Annotated in this window: 17 protein-coding genes; 11 read left to right on the top strand and 6 right to left on the bottom strand. The window is 41.6% G+C overall.

Annotated elements, in window-relative coordinates:
• Positions 1 to 2: 2 nt before the first annotated feature.
• Positions 3 to 443 carry a hypothetical protein gene (locus PHC76_RS10240; RefSeq protein ID WP_299972211.1) on the top strand — a complete coding sequence of 147 codons (441 nt, stop codon included), beginning with the start codon at positions 3 to 5 and terminating at the stop codon, positions 441 to 443.
• 122 nt (positions 444 to 565) lie between these two features.
• Here the strand turns inward: PHC76_RS10240 and PHC76_RS10235 are convergent, their stop codons facing one another.
• From PHC76_RS10235 to PHC76_RS10215, 5 genes are all read right to left on the bottom strand, one after another.
• The gene (locus tag PHC76_RS10235) at positions 566 to 706 is read right to left on the bottom strand and encodes a hypothetical protein (protein ID WP_299972212.1); all 141 of its coding nucleotides are present in this window, start codon (positions 704 to 706) and stop codon (positions 566 to 568) included.
• A complete protein-coding gene (locus PHC76_RS10230; RefSeq protein ID WP_299972214.1) occupies positions 703 to 2199 on the bottom strand; it encodes a response regulator in 1497 nt (498 codons plus the stop codon). Before PHC76_RS10230 ends, PHC76_RS10235 begins: the two co-directional genes overlap by 4 nt.
• A gap of 2 nt (positions 2200 to 2201) precedes the next feature.
• Positions 2202 to 3110, bottom strand: coding sequence for a HAMP domain-containing sensor histidine kinase (locus PHC76_RS10225; RefSeq protein WP_299972215.1), 909 nt, complete (start codon positions 3108 to 3110; stop codon positions 2202 to 2204).
• A complete protein-coding gene (locus tag PHC76_RS10220; RefSeq protein ID WP_299972217.1) occupies positions 3111 to 3890 on the bottom strand; it encodes an MBL fold metallo-hydrolase in 780 nt (259 codons plus the stop codon).
• A gap of 104 nt (positions 3891 to 3994) precedes the next feature.
• Positions 3995 to 5743: a bifunctional diguanylate cyclase/phosphodiesterase gene (locus tag PHC76_RS10215; RefSeq protein ID WP_299972219.1), complete on the bottom strand. Its 1749-nt coding sequence runs from the start codon at positions 5741 to 5743 to the stop codon at positions 3995 to 3997.
• 119 nt (positions 5744 to 5862) lie between these two features.
• Between PHC76_RS10215 and PHC76_RS10210 the strand changes: the two genes are divergently transcribed.
• The 9 genes from PHC76_RS10210 (at position 5863) to PHC76_RS10170 (ending at position 13150) form a co-directional block, all read left to right on the top strand.
• Positions 5863 to 6261, top strand: a complete 399-nt coding sequence (locus tag PHC76_RS10210) for a hypothetical protein (protein ID WP_299972221.1) — start codon at positions 5863 to 5865, stop codon at positions 6259 to 6261.
• A 184-nt stretch (positions 6262 to 6445) separates the two neighbouring features.
• On the top strand, positions 6446 to 6691 hold the full coding sequence (locus PHC76_RS10205) for a hypothetical protein (protein ID WP_299972223.1): 246 nt from the start codon (positions 6446 to 6448) through the stop codon (positions 6689 to 6691).
• 52 nt (positions 6692 to 6743) lie between these two features.
• Complete coding sequence (locus PHC76_RS10200; protein WP_300210033.1) at positions 6744 to 7163, top strand: hypothetical protein; 420 nt, start codon at positions 6744 to 6746, stop codon at positions 7161 to 7163.
• A gap of 115 nt (positions 7164 to 7278) precedes the next feature.
• Positions 7279 to 8322: a YjgN family protein gene (locus PHC76_RS10195; protein WP_299972226.1), complete on the top strand. Its 1044-nt coding sequence runs from the start codon at positions 7279 to 7281 to the stop codon at positions 8320 to 8322.
• Complete coding sequence (locus PHC76_RS10190) at positions 8319 to 9335, top strand: M48 family metallopeptidase (protein WP_299972227.1); 1017 nt, start codon at positions 8319 to 8321, stop codon at positions 9333 to 9335. Before PHC76_RS10195 ends, PHC76_RS10190 begins: the two co-directional genes overlap by 4 nt.
• Before the next feature lie 19 nt (positions 9336 to 9354).
• Complete coding sequence (locus PHC76_RS10185) at positions 9355 to 10305, top strand: HlyD family efflux transporter periplasmic adaptor subunit (RefSeq protein ID WP_299972229.1); 951 nt, start codon at positions 9355 to 9357, stop codon at positions 10303 to 10305.
• Entirely contained in the window at positions 10298 to 11215 is a 918-nt protein-coding gene (locus tag PHC76_RS10180) for an ABC transporter ATP-binding protein (RefSeq protein WP_299972231.1), read from the top strand. The genes PHC76_RS10185 and PHC76_RS10180 overlap by 8 nt, the downstream gene beginning before the upstream one ends.
• Positions 11202 to 12344, top strand: a complete 1143-nt coding sequence (locus tag PHC76_RS10175) for an ABC transporter permease (protein WP_299972232.1) — start codon at positions 11202 to 11204, stop codon at positions 12342 to 12344. The genes PHC76_RS10180 and PHC76_RS10175 overlap by 14 nt, the downstream gene beginning before the upstream one ends.
• A gap of 38 nt (positions 12345 to 12382) precedes the next feature.
• Complete coding sequence (locus tag PHC76_RS10170; RefSeq protein ID WP_299972234.1) at positions 12383 to 13150, top strand: polysaccharide deacetylase family protein; 768 nt, start codon at positions 12383 to 12385, stop codon at positions 13148 to 13150.
• A 73-nt stretch (positions 13151 to 13223) separates the two neighbouring features.
• Here the strand turns inward: PHC76_RS10170 and PHC76_RS10165 are convergent, their stop codons facing one another.
• Positions 13224 to 14018 carry a hypothetical protein gene (locus tag PHC76_RS10165; RefSeq protein WP_299972236.1) on the bottom strand — a complete coding sequence of 265 codons (795 nt, stop codon included), beginning with the start codon at positions 14016 to 14018 and terminating at the stop codon, positions 13224 to 13226.
• A 167-nt stretch (positions 14019 to 14185) separates the two neighbouring features.
• Here PHC76_RS10165 and PHC76_RS10160 point away from each other — a divergent pair, with 167 nt between their 5' ends.
• Positions 14186 to 15169, top strand: coding sequence for a hypothetical protein (locus PHC76_RS10160; protein ID WP_299972238.1), 984 nt, complete (start codon positions 14186 to 14188; stop codon positions 15167 to 15169).
• Positions 15170 to 15191 lie beyond the last annotated feature (22 nt).

Here is a 15191-nt window from a genome sequence, read left to right as displayed (position 1 = left end):
TTATGAAAATCCAAGACAATGAGATCGGTATAGGAACAGCACGCATTAATGATGAAACTTCCTTTGATATCAATGGAGTTTACATTGCCCCACGTGCATTCAATATTCACTTAAAGGGTAGTGAAGCCATTACTATTTATACATTCAACTCATTGATGTTTCCGATTGAACAAAAGCGAAAAGGAACTGATGTATATGAATTCAAAGGCCCATGCATTGGATTATATTACGACGTTGCAGATATCCGAGAAGGCCCATATATCAACCACTTTATTGATAAATTGCTTCTATCAATCAAATATCAAGGCAAGTCCGCAACTTTTCATCTCAAAGGTCAAGCAGATATGTCAAAATCATCATTTGATGACTTTTGGTACAAAGGGCTCACCAATGGAATCTGGACATTTGAAGTTAGGTTTATACATTACTTCAATGAATCCTAACAGATGGGCAGGTGTTCCCCCTCCTCGTTTCTCTCCCAACATATAACATAACATATGGGATAGGCGTTAAATGTCAATAGCTAAATATCCCTCGTTCCCAACGTCCTCGTTGGGAATGCAAACTAACATATACGCTCCCAAGCTAGAGATTGGGAGCGAGGCAAATCATCACTGTAATACGATAAAACCGCACTCAAATCATGACTGTTCCACGCCTCGACCCACTCATGGGCGAAACGCTCTGCAAATGCTGTATCGATCATACTTTTCCGCTTTCGTACAAACGTACAAATGCCTCGACGATGTGCGGATCAAACTGTTTTCCAACTTCTTCTTTGATATAATCGATTGCCTTAGATTTTTCCCATGCAGTTTTATACGGTCTCGCGTTTACTAGGGCATCATACACGTCCACGACCGACACCATTCTGCCACTAAGTGGTATATCTTCACCTTGTATACCATGTGGATATCCGCTTCCATCATACTTTTCGTGATGGGTGAGTGCTATTTCAGCTTCGAGTGCAAATCGCTTATCACTGTGTAAAATAGATTTACCCCGCTCGGTGTGGACACGCATAATACGCATCTCTTCCTCATCGAGTTTTCCAGGCTTTTGTAAAATACTATCAGGAACCGCAATCTTGCCAATATCGTGCAAAATAGCTGCTCTACTGTAGCGTGTTGCTTCCTCTTCACTAAACCCTAGTTCCAATGCCAAAAGCAGCGTCATATTCTCAATGCGTTTGATATGTTCCCCAGTAGATTCATCTTTGTATTCGGAGGCTACCGCTAAAATATTGATCGTCTCAGTATGATCTTTTGAGAGAATATCATAGAGGTCAATATTTTTAAAGGATATGCTAATCTGAAGCGCCATCAACCCCAATAAATCGACGAAATAACCGTTCAATCTGAAATCTCCAAAAGCAAAAACGATAGCCATCGTCCCCTCAGCATCTTTGATCGGTATTACAAATCTCTCTTTATCCAAAAAAAAGAGTTTATTATCTTCTTTGATTCTCTCTAATACCTCTTTGATAACTGGCTCTATATTATGTTTCTCTCCTGCTGAACAATATTTGCCGCAGTTGATACACACTTTATATCCCCCCAGATCATCCACGGGAAACACTGCAAACGCATCCGAGAGCATCGTATTGGAGTTATCGACAAGCGAGATAAATTTTGTCAATACTTCTAAGGTATGGTTAAAAAAGTTTTCAAACGAATCGATGGTAAAAATATTGACTGCCGATTTTGCCAAGTACGAAAGAGCCTCTTTTTGTGCTTGTAGTTCGGTCAATCTAACATAATCTTGAATCCCTGTTCGAACACAGGTATAAAGTTTGGTTTGGGTAAGCTCTGTTTTTTCTTTGTAATCATTGATATCAAAGTGATCGATGACATACTTCTCAGGAGCTTGTCCCGGTTGACCGGTACGCAAAATAATTCGGATGATATTGTTGTTAATCTCTTGTCGGATAAAGGTGACGAGCTCAAGCCCCGCATCATCACTCTCCATAACCACATCTAGTAAAATCAAAGCAATATCATTGTGATTTCGTAATATCTCTTTTGCCTCTTGTGCACTCATCGCTTGCAAAAATTCGATCTCTTTTTGGGCGAATTCGAACCCTTTGAGTGCAAGCTTTGTCACATCATGGATAGCGGCTTCATCATCTACGATAAGCACTTTCCACGTACCTAATATTTGTTTTTCATCCGTAACATCCCGTTTTTTTAAAAATCCCATGATTAACTCTTTAATAAGGTAATATAAAAGTGCACACCGCACCCTTTTTCACTCTCTACCTTCACCGAACCGCCAAATGAACTGCTGATAAGGTTATAGACAATACTCAGCCCCAAACCACTACCACCTCGCGCCCTTTTGGTCGTTACAAACGGTTCAAAAACTTTATCTTTTACACTCTCATCGATACCGATACCATCATCGATATATTCAATATCTAAACGATCCCCTTTATCGATCACTTTAATCACTATTTTACCACTATCTTTCCCCTCAAACGCATGCAAAAGTGAATTTTGGATAAGGTTAGAAAAGATTTGCGCAAAAGAGCCGGCATAGCTGTTCACGATAATATTTTCAGGACACTCTAACTCTACGGTAGCGACACTTTTTTTGAGCTGTGGCTTGAGAGTTCGGATAATCTCTTCCAAATATTGTTTAACATCGAATTCTCGTTTTTGATCGCTCGTCTCATCCACCGATATTTGCTTGAACCCTCGGATAAGCCGTGCGGCATTTTCCAAATTTTGCAACAACAAACTACACGCGTCGATTGATCCATCCAAAAACTCTTTTAAATCTTCTTCTGTTAATTCTTCAGACTCAAAAGAGCGTCTAATTTTGTTGCAACTCTCCTGAATCATCGATGCAGAGGTGATAGAGACACCCAACGGAGTGTTGACTTCATGGGCTACACCTGCGACAAGCGAACCCAAAGAGGCCATTTTTTCTCTTTGGATTATCTCTTCTTGCATCTCTTGGAGTTTGGCATAACTCTCTTTGAGTTCTTTATCCTTTTGCTTGATGAGCAAAAGGGCATTATCATAACTTTTATGGATGCGCTGACTCTGATCTACCGCCTGTTTTAAGATAGTGACTTGTCGTTGAAGCTCAATGACATCATCAGACATTTAAATCCCCAAATGCGGATACAAAATATCCAGTCCACAATTTAGATTTTCCAGATACTCGATAGCAGCAGGAACATCAGGTTTAGAGATGATGGAGCCGTGTTGCGGAAGTATCGCTTCGATTGAGACGTTTTGGAGTTTTTCCACAAATCCCCTGCACGCTATATTGGAAGCGATATAATCTTTATGAAAAATATCCAGCCCCGAAATATGCCCTTCAAAATCATCCGTTACCAGCTTCCAATCCGAATCGATAGCCGCCCACACATCTCCGGAGAGCAAAAAGCCGCTTAGCGGATCATACGTGGCAAAAGCTCCTGGAAAATGCATAAATGGGCACTCTATAAATTTCAGAACACTCTCACCAAACGCAAACTCCGTATCATCTGAAGCATCAAACCTCTCATAATCCCCTTTACCATAATAGGGAAGAAGTACGTGCGTTCTGGGGGTAGATATAATTCTGATTGAGGGATTAAAATCTAACCAATCAACCATTGCCGCACACACATCGGGATCTTGATGACATAGGACAAGGGCTTTTACATTTTTAGGGTCTATAATCTTGGATACAGCATCCTTGACTGACTCATAGTAAGCTCGATGCCCAGGATCGACCAGTACCGCTTCATCACCATCTTTTATGAGGTATACATTGCTCCTAAATGCCGTATTCTCATTTATCCCTACCCACCAGATCGAATGATCACCATTTTCAAAAAGCTTGATAGGGGGAGTTGATACCCCACCAATACTAAGTTCTGACAATAAATTTTCCATAACCGTCCTTTTTTTGAGATTATGTTCGAAACAAATGAAGGCACTAAATAGGTAGTATAACAAATTTCATTAAATTAAATGCATAGCAATGAAAATATTTTCCATTAATTCTCAACCGGAACATGATTTACTACATCATACGAAGATGAGTGATTTACTTTTTGTCGGTAAATTTGATATTGATTTTTGCCTGATTGTTTAGCCTGATACATTGCCTCGTCTGCATGACGTAATAACAAATCGGCATCAATGTTATCCTTCCTCGTATAAAAAGTCACACCCAAACTTGCAGTTACTTTTAGTATCTCATCTCCCAATACAATAGGCTTTGATGCCGCATCCAACAAACGCTCTAACATTATGATACTGGACTCCCAGTTTTTGACATCTAATAAGAGCGCTACAAATTCATCTCCACCGATGCGAGAGATTGTATCTCCTTCGCGCAATGCATGTTTCAAATTAGCCGATATCGCTATCAGAAATTGATCTCCGACACCATGCCCATAACGATCATTGATATCTTTGAAACCGTCTAAATCCAGATAAACGACCGCCAACTGCTCTTTACGCCGATGAACATGTAGCATGGCTTGTTGCAAACGATCCGCCAATAACAAACGATTTGGTAACCCTGTCAATATATCATAATGGGCTATACGCTCTAACCGTTCTTCATTCTCTTTAAGATTAGTGATATCCGAAAACAACGCCACATATTGCTGAATTTCCCCATGAGGATCAAGAACGACACTAATGGTTTGCATCTCAGCGTAAATCTCACCATTTTTACGACGATTCCATATCTCTCCGCGCCAATGTCCTTTTTGAGTTAGATTATCCCACAATGAACTATAAAATTCTTTGTTTTGCCGACCTGACTTCAAAATACTAGGGTTACACCCTTTAACTTCTTCGTAGCTGTATCCTGTAATCCGTGTAAACGCATCATTGACTTCGAGAATATTACACTCTTTATTCGTTATCAATATCCCCTCACGTGCATGAGTAAAAACATTGGCAAACAACTCAAGCCGTTCCTCTGCTGATCTACGTTCAGTGATATTATGACCGATTCCTAAAATCCCTAATAATTCTCCCTTTGAATCGAGCATCGGCGTTTTAGTTGTCTCCAGTAATTCCCTATGACCATCATTGCTAAATGGCACCCACTCTTCATTCATCGACGGGGCTTGTTTCTCCATCGCGATACGATCATGTTCACGGAAAAAGTCGGCTAATTCTTTATCAACAAAATCATAATCGGTTTTCCCAACAATCTCTGCCTCTTTGGCACCAAAAAAATCCTCAAAACGTGGATTACAGCTAAGATAAACGCCACCTACATTTTTAAGCCAAATCAGATCTGGGATTGTTTGAATCAATGTTTTTAAAAATCCTCGTTCATGTTCAAGTGCCGTTTCTGCTTTTTTACGTTCCGTAATATCCTCTCCAGCAGAGAGGCTGGCGATAATATTTCCCTCAACATCTCGCATTGTACTGTTATGCCAAGCAATCAAACGTTCCTCTCCTGAACGTGTGATAACCAAGTTTTCAGCATACTTAGACTCTTCTAAATCACCGGATAATGTTTTTCGAAAAAGTTGACGAATGAAATTTTTATCAATAGTTGGAGGTAAACACATCTCAAACCAATCTTGAGCGATTAATTCAATTTCACTGTATCCCAATAATTCACACCCTTTTCGGTTGATAAGGATAATCTTACCGTTTGGTTCTATAGCAACAATAATAGCTTCAACCGTATCTAAAATATTCTGGGTAAACCCACGTTCATAACGAAGATCATTTTCAACTTGCAATTGTTTTGTAAAATCAATTTTACTTTGCATTTGTCATTGCCCTATCAATTTACTATTTAAAATTTTTACCCATATTACTTAATACACAGAATGACACATTCAGTAGTATACATTAAATTCAATTTTGATTACTAAAAAATATAATAAAGGTGTCAGGCACTTTTAGCCCTACTTTGCGTGTCGGATATATCGTACTGCCTCGTCATCTGATGGATCGATACCGCTCCTTTCACGGCACTTTTTCCCGTGTCAGCCTCATGACCCAAAAGACGTTGAAGCTGTTCATGCGTGAGAGGCATTGGGAACGTCATCTGCTACGGGTGCGAAACCTAAACCGTAAGAAACACGACCTGATGAAACAAAGCCTCATCAAATACTTAGGTGATTCGATACTCATACTCAGCGAAGGGGGAGGTCTCTCGATCAATATCCGCCCTTCTTCCGAAATCGATTACGATCACTTACGTAAATATGCCGAAGAAGCGGGGATCAAACTCTACGCAGCAAAAGAGTATTCAGGGGGAGAATGGGACGCGATAAGGATGTGATTTTGGGGGTTTAAGATGGAGGAGATTGAGCCTGCAGTTAGAGCGTTGCGGAAATCCTTTTAAGAGGAATAGAGTAAAATATTTGAAAATATGTCAGTTTGAATGTTCGATTATCTAATAAATTTCTAGCAAAATGGTAGATTTTTGGTATGAATAAATAGTTAACAGACGCAAGGAGCGAGAAGTGGCCGTTAAAAAATTTCAATTTCCATCAAAAGGATTTTATATTGTTGCAGCGAAGGTTGGCGAAGCCGACTACTTTCTTAAGAAACTTCAAGAGGTACAAGGTAACTATGATGAGTTTTCATATATTCTCAGTGCATTCACATCCGCAGCACGAAGTATCACCTTCTCTTTGCAAGCTGTTATGTCTAAGTATCCAAACTTTGATACATGGTATATTCCCCATCAGGAAAACCTAAAAAAATAAGCTAGCGAAGTATTTTGTAAGCCTCCGAAACCATATGCAAAAAGTGGGTACGGTGCCAGTCAGTCATACAGGTATGATTAGGGATGGAAAGATTAAGCATCTATCGTATTTCGTCGATATCGAAGATCTCAAAGATGCACCTCTGGGTGAGGTTACGAGATTAGCTGAAGAGTATTTTCTAGAAATACTGAAAGTGATTGAACAGTGTTATAGAGATTATTGGGTATACGTTGATCCAAGAGCCATTTTTACAGAAAAAGGCTTGGCGCTACTCGGATGGTCGATTGAAGATATTGAAGAGGCAGCAGGCTTTCCAAGAGGTTATACAGATGTCTCGTATGACGGTGATGATAAAAATTTTCAACGTTTAAGGCTTTTACAGCGAGAGGTTCAGGGGGATGAAATGATGGAACAATATTTTTCAAAATATGGATTACTAACTTCTGATAACCCATCATCCAAGCTAGACTAGCACGATCCCTCGTTTGTATAATCATATTGCAAAATATGATATTTTTCTATATACTAACGTTCTATATGTTATTTTGTTTAATAAATAACACCATCTTTACCTTGAAAGTATCTGCATGAAAGCAACCAAAAACTACCCTCTCGAATTTACAGGACACGGCGGTGAATATTTCCGAATTTGGATTGTTAATATCGCCCTTAGTTTAATCACACTCGGAATTTACTCTGCATGGGCAAAAGTACGTACAAAACGGTGGTTTTACAGTCATACGTTATTGGATAACAACCCATTCTCCTATTTAGCAACCCCTATGCAAATTCTCAAAGGGCGTTTGATTGCCGCTACTTTTTTGATTATTTATGTCATTAGCAGTAATATTTCACCACTCATTTCCGGATCGATGATGCTGGTTCTCGGTATTGCATCTCCATGGATTATCGTCATGGCATTACGTTTTGCCGCTCGTCAAAGTGCCTATCGCGGATTACGTCTCCATTTTTCAGGTACGGTAGGAGAAGCGGCGGTTGTTTATCTACTACTACCTATTACAACGATTTTTACACTCGGGCTTTCACTCCCCTATACTGCTTACCGTCAAGTGCGCTATTTGGCATCAAATTATTCTTACGGTCAAACAGCGACGATTTATACTGGAACGATGAAACCGTTTTGGGGTGTTTACCTCATCGCATTAGCTCTTTTGTTAATCCCTTTTGGGATTTTAGGCTTTGGTGCTTTCAGGGCCTATGGAATGATAGCAATGGGGATTCCCAAAGAGTTAGCAATGGCTTCTATGGCAGGATTTTTAATAGGAGGAGTTACCACCTTATACCTAACGATACCTATTCTCACCGCTTTTATCCAAGCACGAAAAGCCAATCTCTTTTACAATCACCTCGAATTGGGAGAGATTCGTTTTACCTCTGCTCAACGGGCACGCGATCTTATTTGGATTTATCTCTCTAATCTGGTGCTTATCGCTTTAACAGTCGGTCTTTATATCCCGTTTGCAATGGTTCGAATCACCCGATATCGAATCCATCGTCTCCAAGTTTACGGTAATAATCTTGATAATTTTGTCACCCAATCAAGTGAAAATATTAACGCTACGGGTTCTGAAATATCCGATTTATTTGACATGGACATCGGTATCGCATGATTCTCTATCAAGGAGAGTATTTCGACGGGCTTAGCTCTCGTCTACAACCCGTCACGATTTCTCTCCTAGAAGGGATTATTCAGCTACAAAGCGATACCGATACCATCACCTTCGATCTCTCAACACTCAAAATTGACCCTTCCGTCGGTAATGCACGCTCCATTATCTATCTCCCAAACGGTGGGGAAATTCACACCACCGACCATCAGCTTCTAAAACTCATAGAACAATCACTTCGACACAAATCGCCCGAATATTTCGCCCGTCATTTGGAAAACAAACTTTTATATGCCACTAGCGCACTTGTGATTACTATCGCAATTGTGGCTTCGGGTTTGGTGTGGGGAGTCCCTTTTATCGCTAAAGTATCGGCAATGGCGTTGAGTGTTTCTACTGAGCGCTCTTTAGGTGAAGATACGCTCAGTACGATGGAGAAGATTTATTTAAGCCCTACTCTCCTCTCTTCAAATCGTACACAAGAGATTACCAATCAGCTTGAACATTTTTGTACCGCTACGGAATGCCCCTCATACCGTCTCCTCTTCCGTAATTCCGAGACTATCGGAGCCAATGCCTTTGCCCTTCCGGGAAATACCATCGTGATCACCGATCAGCTCATCCAAAAAGCACACCATGACAATGAGATTATTGCCGTATTAGCACATGAGCTTGGGCATGTTCGCGGACGTCATACATTACGGATGGTACTGCAAGGGATGGGTTCGGGAGTTTTATTGGTTATGATTACCGGTGATATTAGTAATTTCTCCGATCTCGCTGCCGGTATCCCTGCACTGCTATTACAGCAAGGGTACTCACGTGATATGGAAAAAGAAGCCGATGCATTTGCCCTAACATCACTACATAAAGCCCATATTCCTCCTCACTACTTTGCCGATATTTTAAATCGAATCGATAAAGATGCCAACGAATCGCTCTCTATTTTTTCCAGTCACCCCGATACACTAACACGAATCAAACCATTTATAAAAGAGGATGATTCACAACACTAAAAACGCTATAATCTTCTTTATGAAATACCTACCATTTTTTATCTCTTTAACCCTACTCTCACTCAGTGGATGCAATGAAAAATCATCCCAAACCTATCAAGGCTACGCTGAGGGGGAATACGTCAATATCTCCTCAACCCAAAGCGGTAAACTCGAAAAACTTTTTGTCAAACGGGGAGATACAATCTCCAAAAACACTAATCTCTTTTTACTCGACCATGCCAACGAATCATTAGCGTTTGAACAAGCCTCTTCTGAACTTGCCATTGCACAAGCAACTCTCGATGATTACCAAAAAGGGTCACGCCCAGAAGAGATTCACGTCCTCGAAGCACAACTTACTCAAGCCAAAGCCGCTTCTGAAAATGCTTCACTCCAACTTGCTCAAAACACCCGTCTGTATAACTCCAATGCTATTTCAAAAGTCGAATTTGATACTACAACCGCACTCTCACTCAGCACTGCCGCCAAAGTCAAAGAGTTACAAAACACCCTCACCGTTGCCAAGCTCTCCAAACGAAACGATCAGATTATTGCCCAAAAAAATCGGCTGAAACAACTCCAAGCTGCACTCGATTTAGCGCAATGGAGGGTCACTGAAAAAGCACTCAAATCTCCCAAAGGTGCTTTGGTTTTCGATACCCTCTACCGTGAGGGGGAGTTTGTACCTGTGGGGGGGATAATTGTCCGTCTATTACCCCCTGAAAATATTAAAATACGATTTTTTGTCCCCCAAGCCATCATCGAAAAACTCGCTATCCATCAACCTATCACCATCACTTCTCGTGCTGATCACAAAAAGATTCCAGCCCGTATCACCTACATCTCACCCGAAGCAGAATACACCCCGCCCATCATCTACAGTAATGAGACCAAAGATAAACTCATCTACATGATCGAAGCGTATCCGGATAGACAATACGCCGCTTTGCTCCATCCGGGACAACCTGTGGAAGTGTCATTTGAATGAGTATGCTATCGATGTTCAGGGGCTGAACAAATATTTCGGAGATAAACACGTCGTCAAAAATCTCTCTCTCCAAGTAAAACGCGGGGAAATCGTCGGCTTTTTAGGACCTAACGGTAGCGGAAAAACAACCGCTATTCGGATGATGTGCGGACTTTTAACCCCTGATAGCGGAGAGGGGCACTGCCTCGGATACGATATTTTCACCCAAAGTGATGCGATAAAACGGGAAGTAGGATACATGACCCAAAAATTCTCCTATTGGGAAGATTTGAGTATCCGCGAAAATCTCGATTTTGTGGCACGGGTATATGAGCTGGCAAATCGTAAAAATGTGGTGAATGAAGCACTCGAGAACCTTGGACTCACCTCCAGAGCATCCCAACTGGCACGATCACTCTCAGGGGGATGGAAACAGCGACTCGCACTCGCCGCCTGTATGCTCCGCCATCCCAGATTGCTCCTCCTCGATGAACCTACCGCAGGGGTCGATCCCAGTGCACGCCGTGATTTTTGGGAAGAGTTGCACTCTCTTGCTTCACAAGGGGTTTCCGTACTCATTAGTACGCACTACATGGATGAGGCAGAGAGGTGTCATAAACTCGCCTATATTGCCTATGGAAATCTCCTCGCTCAGGGGAGTGCTCAGAGCATTATTGCCAAACAAGGGTTATCAACCTACGAAATACGAGGAGAAGATCTCATGAGTATTTCAAAAGATCTTGAACACCATGGTGCAATCGAACAAAGTGTTATTTTTGGCACCACTCTCCATGTGAGCGGACTAAATCCGCAATCCATCGAAACGGCACTCAAAGGTCTCAACTTTAGAGCCATTCCGACATCGCTCGAAGATGTTTTTATCTATCTGATGAAACATACTGATGATAATTTTGGGGATGACAATGGTTAGCCCTTTCAGCTTCTCACGATGGTGGGGAATCATCATCAAAGAGTTTTTACAACTCAAACGGGACCGTATTACCTTTGCCATGATGGTTGTCATACCCATCATCCAACTCGCCCTTTTTGGTTTTGCTATCAACACCGACCCAAAACACCTCCCCACCGCTATCATCTCGTATGATAAAAGCGAATTTACCCGAACCATGGCATCCGCAATGCAAACATCGCAATACTATAAGATTATGCCCCAATACACAACACCAAGCGAAGCCCAAGAAGCATTACAAAAAGGGGAAATACTCTTTATCCTCACCATCCCCTCTGATTTTAGCCGAAAACTTTTACGGGGTGAAAAACCCTCCCTCCTCCTCGAAGCCGATGCCACTGACCCCGTAACCGTTTCAACCGCACTGTTATCGATCGAGGGGATAGCGACACAGGTGGCAAAAAAAGATTTAACAGGTCCTCTCTCTGGGTTTGCGACGCTTCAAAAACCTTTTGATGTGCGAGTTCACCGCCTCTATAATCCTGATGGCATCAACCAATACAACATCATTCCAGGGCTCATGGGGACACTGATGACGATGACCCTCACTATGATGACAGCACTGGCAATCACCCGTGAGCGGGAGCGGGGAACGATGGAAAATCTCCTCTCAACCCCCGCAAAACCTCTCGAAATCATGACGGGTAAAATCATCCCCTATATTATTATCGGACTCCTTCAAGCCACCCTTATTTTATGCGCCTCGTACTTTGTCTTTCATGTCCCGTTTAACGGGTCTATTTTTTTAGCGTATGGTGTCGCCTTACTCTTTATCGCGGTTAATCTCACCATCGGTATTACTATCTCATCGTTAGCCCAAAATATGTTACAGGCGTTACAACTCACCATCTTCTATTTTCTCCCTAGCATCATGCTCTCAGGCTTTATGTTCCCTTTTTCAGGAATGCCCTCATGGGCTCAACACGTAGGAGAACTCCTCCCCCTCACCTATTTTAATCGTCTCATTCGGGGCGTGGTTCTCAAAGGGAGCGATTTTGCTACATTATGGCCAAACATCTGGCCACTCATGGTGATTTGCACCGTCATGATGTTTTTCGCGGTCAAGTTTTACAAAAAGACCCTCGATTAGAGGGTATAATTCCCACAATTTTACAAAAAATGGTTACGATGAAACTTTTCTATATGTTGATTTTTATATTTTCGACCACCCTTTTGGGTGATACTGTCTATGACATTCGCGGTACGTCCCCCCTGCTCGATGCCAATATGACCCAATTCTTAGAACAATGGCGCACCGATACCGTAGCACCTATTCAACACGGAGAGTATACCAATGTCTTTGTCAATGGGGAAAGCACCAAAAAAATCATAGCATTAACCTTCGATGATGCACCCGATGAGAACAACACCCATCTTCTTCTCGATATTTTGGATAAACATGGGGTTAAAGCGAGCTTTTTTATGATTGGTGCGACCATGAATGATGAGAATATTACTTCTGTTAAACGGGCGTTTAATGAGGGGCATTTGGTTCTAAATCATACTTTTAATCATCCGCGATTGACAAACCTTGAGAATAATACAACAATCCTACAACTAGAGCGTACCGCGTCTCGTATCGAAGAAATTACAGGGAAATACCCATTACTAATGCGTCCACCATACGGCTCTATCAATACCCAAGTGGTAAATGCCGTTAATGGTTCGGGATATACCACCATTTTATGGTCACTCGATTCTCTTGATTGGACACTCAAAGACCCTTACGCAGTTGCCAACAACGTCATTGGTAACATTCGCAACGGCGATATAATCTTGATGCATCGAAACCGTACCAGCGTTGCTTCACTGGAGATGATTATCGAGACATTGCACTCTATCGGTTATACGTTTACTACACTTGATAAACTGCTGGGAATTAAAGCATATCGTTAATTAATTGTCATCCCGTACCTGATACGGGATCTGAGATGAGATGCCGAATCCAGTTCGGCATGACGCAGTAGATTTATTTGAAGATTTTTTGAAGACCTTTGGTAATCGCATCAGGCACTGTTGAGATTCCCATAAACTCTGTCATCGTTAAAAGCGGGTAACTAATCGCAATGTAATATTTGGCATTTAATGCTTTAGCTTGTCCCCCCTCAATCAAAACAGCATACGGTAAAATCTCTCCGTTTTGTGATCCGATTTTTTTAACAAAACCACTGGTACGTTTATCCAACTCAACGAATGCAACATAACGATCAGCTCCTACTTGAACGACTGTCCCCTTAGCCGCTTTCGCTTTGGCTACCAAATCAGCAGTAGAACCTGAACCTACCGTATCCATATCTTCATAATAGGGCATACCCATCATAAAGTGATAATTAGCAAGCCCTTTTGCATCCCACGCATCTTCAGAATCCTTCAACGAACCAAACGCTTTTTTGAGTGAATTCAATACTTTTAAACTCGCCGATTGTTTAAAATCTTTTTGCATAAATGCCGCACCAAAATACAATGGGTTAGCAATCGAAATTTGCTTACGCTCATCATCCACCAAAATGCGTCCAACCGCATTAAATGCACGATTCTCTTTTGCCGCTTCGGCTTTCATAGCTGCATTGGTGTACAAGATGGTTGTTCCCGCATCCGTTGCTTTGAGTGTCCCGACTACTTCAAACCCTTCAGCAGAAAGTTTTGATTTAGCACTCTCCACATCCACATAAGCCGCAATTTTATACGTAGAAACCATTTCAGCGGCAAAACCGCTCCCTGTAATGGCTAATGCCATCACTACTAACATTAAAAGTTTTTTCACACATTCTCCCGTTTTGCATACGAATATGCCTTTTTTTATCCAATTATTGTAGCATAAAGGGGCACAAAAACCCTATAAGCAATAACTCGCTATAATGTCGCAATCAAAATTGTGTCGCAAAACGGCATCCCTCACACTATCTGAGGTTACACCCCTAAAGGACATGTATGTCAAGCGAAATCCAACGTAAAAATCACCGTATCCACCCTTGTAACACGGAGCGCAAAACTGAGCTTCTACATTTTCTCATTGCTCAATACCCTGAAAAAAAGATTCTTGTTGCAACCGCTAACAATACCCAATCCATTCTCCTCACCAAGACAACCAATGTAACGGTTGTCTCAGATGGAGAGATGAGTCCTTCTGAGAAAAATCAATACGATATTCTCATCAGTTACGATCTTCCCGACAAAGCGATCATCTACATGACCCGTTTTGCCCATGCACGAGAAATGGCACTCATCTTACTCGGTTCTGAAGATCAAAAACACCTCTACGCTATTGAAACACTCCTCGGACGCACCATCATCCAAGAATCAATCGCCGGATTTGAGCCCAGTTTCGGTATCGCAGTAGACAATCAGCACAAAGCCGAAGCCAAAGCACGACGCGCCGCACGCGAAGAGGAAGAGGCACTCAAAAAAGAGAGATGGGCTAAAAAAGAGAAAGAGAAACCGAAGTTTTTAGGTAAAGATGCCAACGGTAAACCGATTTTTGAGAAAAAAAGCCGTGAACGCAACCATTACATCGACGGTACTCCTCGTAAAGATGATGAAAAAGCGACTCAAACACCTTATAAAAGTAAACCGGTCTTTTTTGGCGAGAAGTCGAATAGCTCAAATAGAGATACTTCCAAGAAGGATGAGCAAAAACAGTTTTCTAAACCAAAACCTGAGGGTGATAAAAAACCGTATGGCGACAAGAAACCCTTTGGTGAAAAGAAGCCTTTTGGAGAAAAAAAGCCTTATGGCGATAAGAAACCCTATGGAGATAAAAAAGCCTTTGGGGATAAGAAGCCTTATGGTGAAAAAAAACCATACGATGGAAAAAAATCGTTTGATAAACCAGCCCCTAAAGCCGATACAACTCCGGCACGGGCTCCACGACGTATCAATGTTAAATCATTGAAGCCAAAAGATGCTACAGAATAGAACGCCAAAGGAATAGAATCCC

The sequence above is a fragment of the Sulfuricurvum sp. genome, assembly GCF_028710345.1.
In the GTDB taxonomy this organism is placed as follows: Bacteria; Campylobacterota; Campylobacteria; order Campylobacterales; family Sulfurimonadaceae; genus Sulfuricurvum.
This window is presented reverse-complemented; position numbering and strand designations above follow the sequence as displayed.

Excerpts from the sequence above, each read along its gene's own strand:
- PHC76_RS10240 (WP_299972211.1), top strand. The coding sequence starts at position 3 with ATGAAAATCCAAGACAATGAGATCGGTATAGGAACAGCACGCATTAAT.
- PHC76_RS10235 (WP_299972212.1), bottom strand. The coding sequence starts at position 706 with ATGATCGATACAGCATTTGCAGAGCGTTTCGCCCATGAGTGGGTCGAG.
- PHC76_RS10230 (WP_299972214.1), bottom strand. The coding sequence starts at position 2,199 with ATGGGATTTTTAAAAAAACGGGATGTTACGGATGAAAAACAAATATTA.
- PHC76_RS10225 (WP_299972215.1), bottom strand. The coding sequence starts at position 3,110 with ATGTCTGATGATGTCATTGAGCTTCAACGACAAGTCACTATCTTAAAA.
- PHC76_RS10220 (WP_299972217.1), bottom strand. The coding sequence starts at position 3,890 with ATGGAAAATTTATTGTCAGAACTTAGTATTGGTGGGGTATCAACTCCC.
- PHC76_RS10215 (WP_299972219.1), bottom strand. The coding sequence starts at position 5,743 with ATGCAAAGTAAAATTGATTTTACAAAACAATTGCAAGTTGAAAATGAT.
- PHC76_RS10195 (WP_299972226.1), top strand. The coding sequence starts at position 7,279 with ATGAAAGCAACCAAAAACTACCCTCTCGAATTTACAGGACACGGCGGT.
- PHC76_RS10190 (WP_299972227.1), top strand. The coding sequence starts at position 8,319 with ATGATTCTCTATCAAGGAGAGTATTTCGACGGGCTTAGCTCTCGTCTA.
- PHC76_RS10185 (WP_299972229.1), top strand. The coding sequence starts at position 9,355 with ATGAAATACCTACCATTTTTTATCTCTTTAACCCTACTCTCACTCAGT.
- PHC76_RS10175 (WP_299972232.1), top strand. The coding sequence starts at position 11,202 with ATGACAATGGTTAGCCCTTTCAGCTTCTCACGATGGTGGGGAATCATC.
- PHC76_RS10170 (WP_299972234.1), top strand. The coding sequence starts at position 12,383 with ATGAAACTTTTCTATATGTTGATTTTTATATTTTCGACCACCCTTTTG.
- PHC76_RS10160 (WP_299972238.1), top strand. The coding sequence starts at position 14,186 with ATGTCAAGCGAAATCCAACGTAAAAATCACCGTATCCACCCTTGTAAC.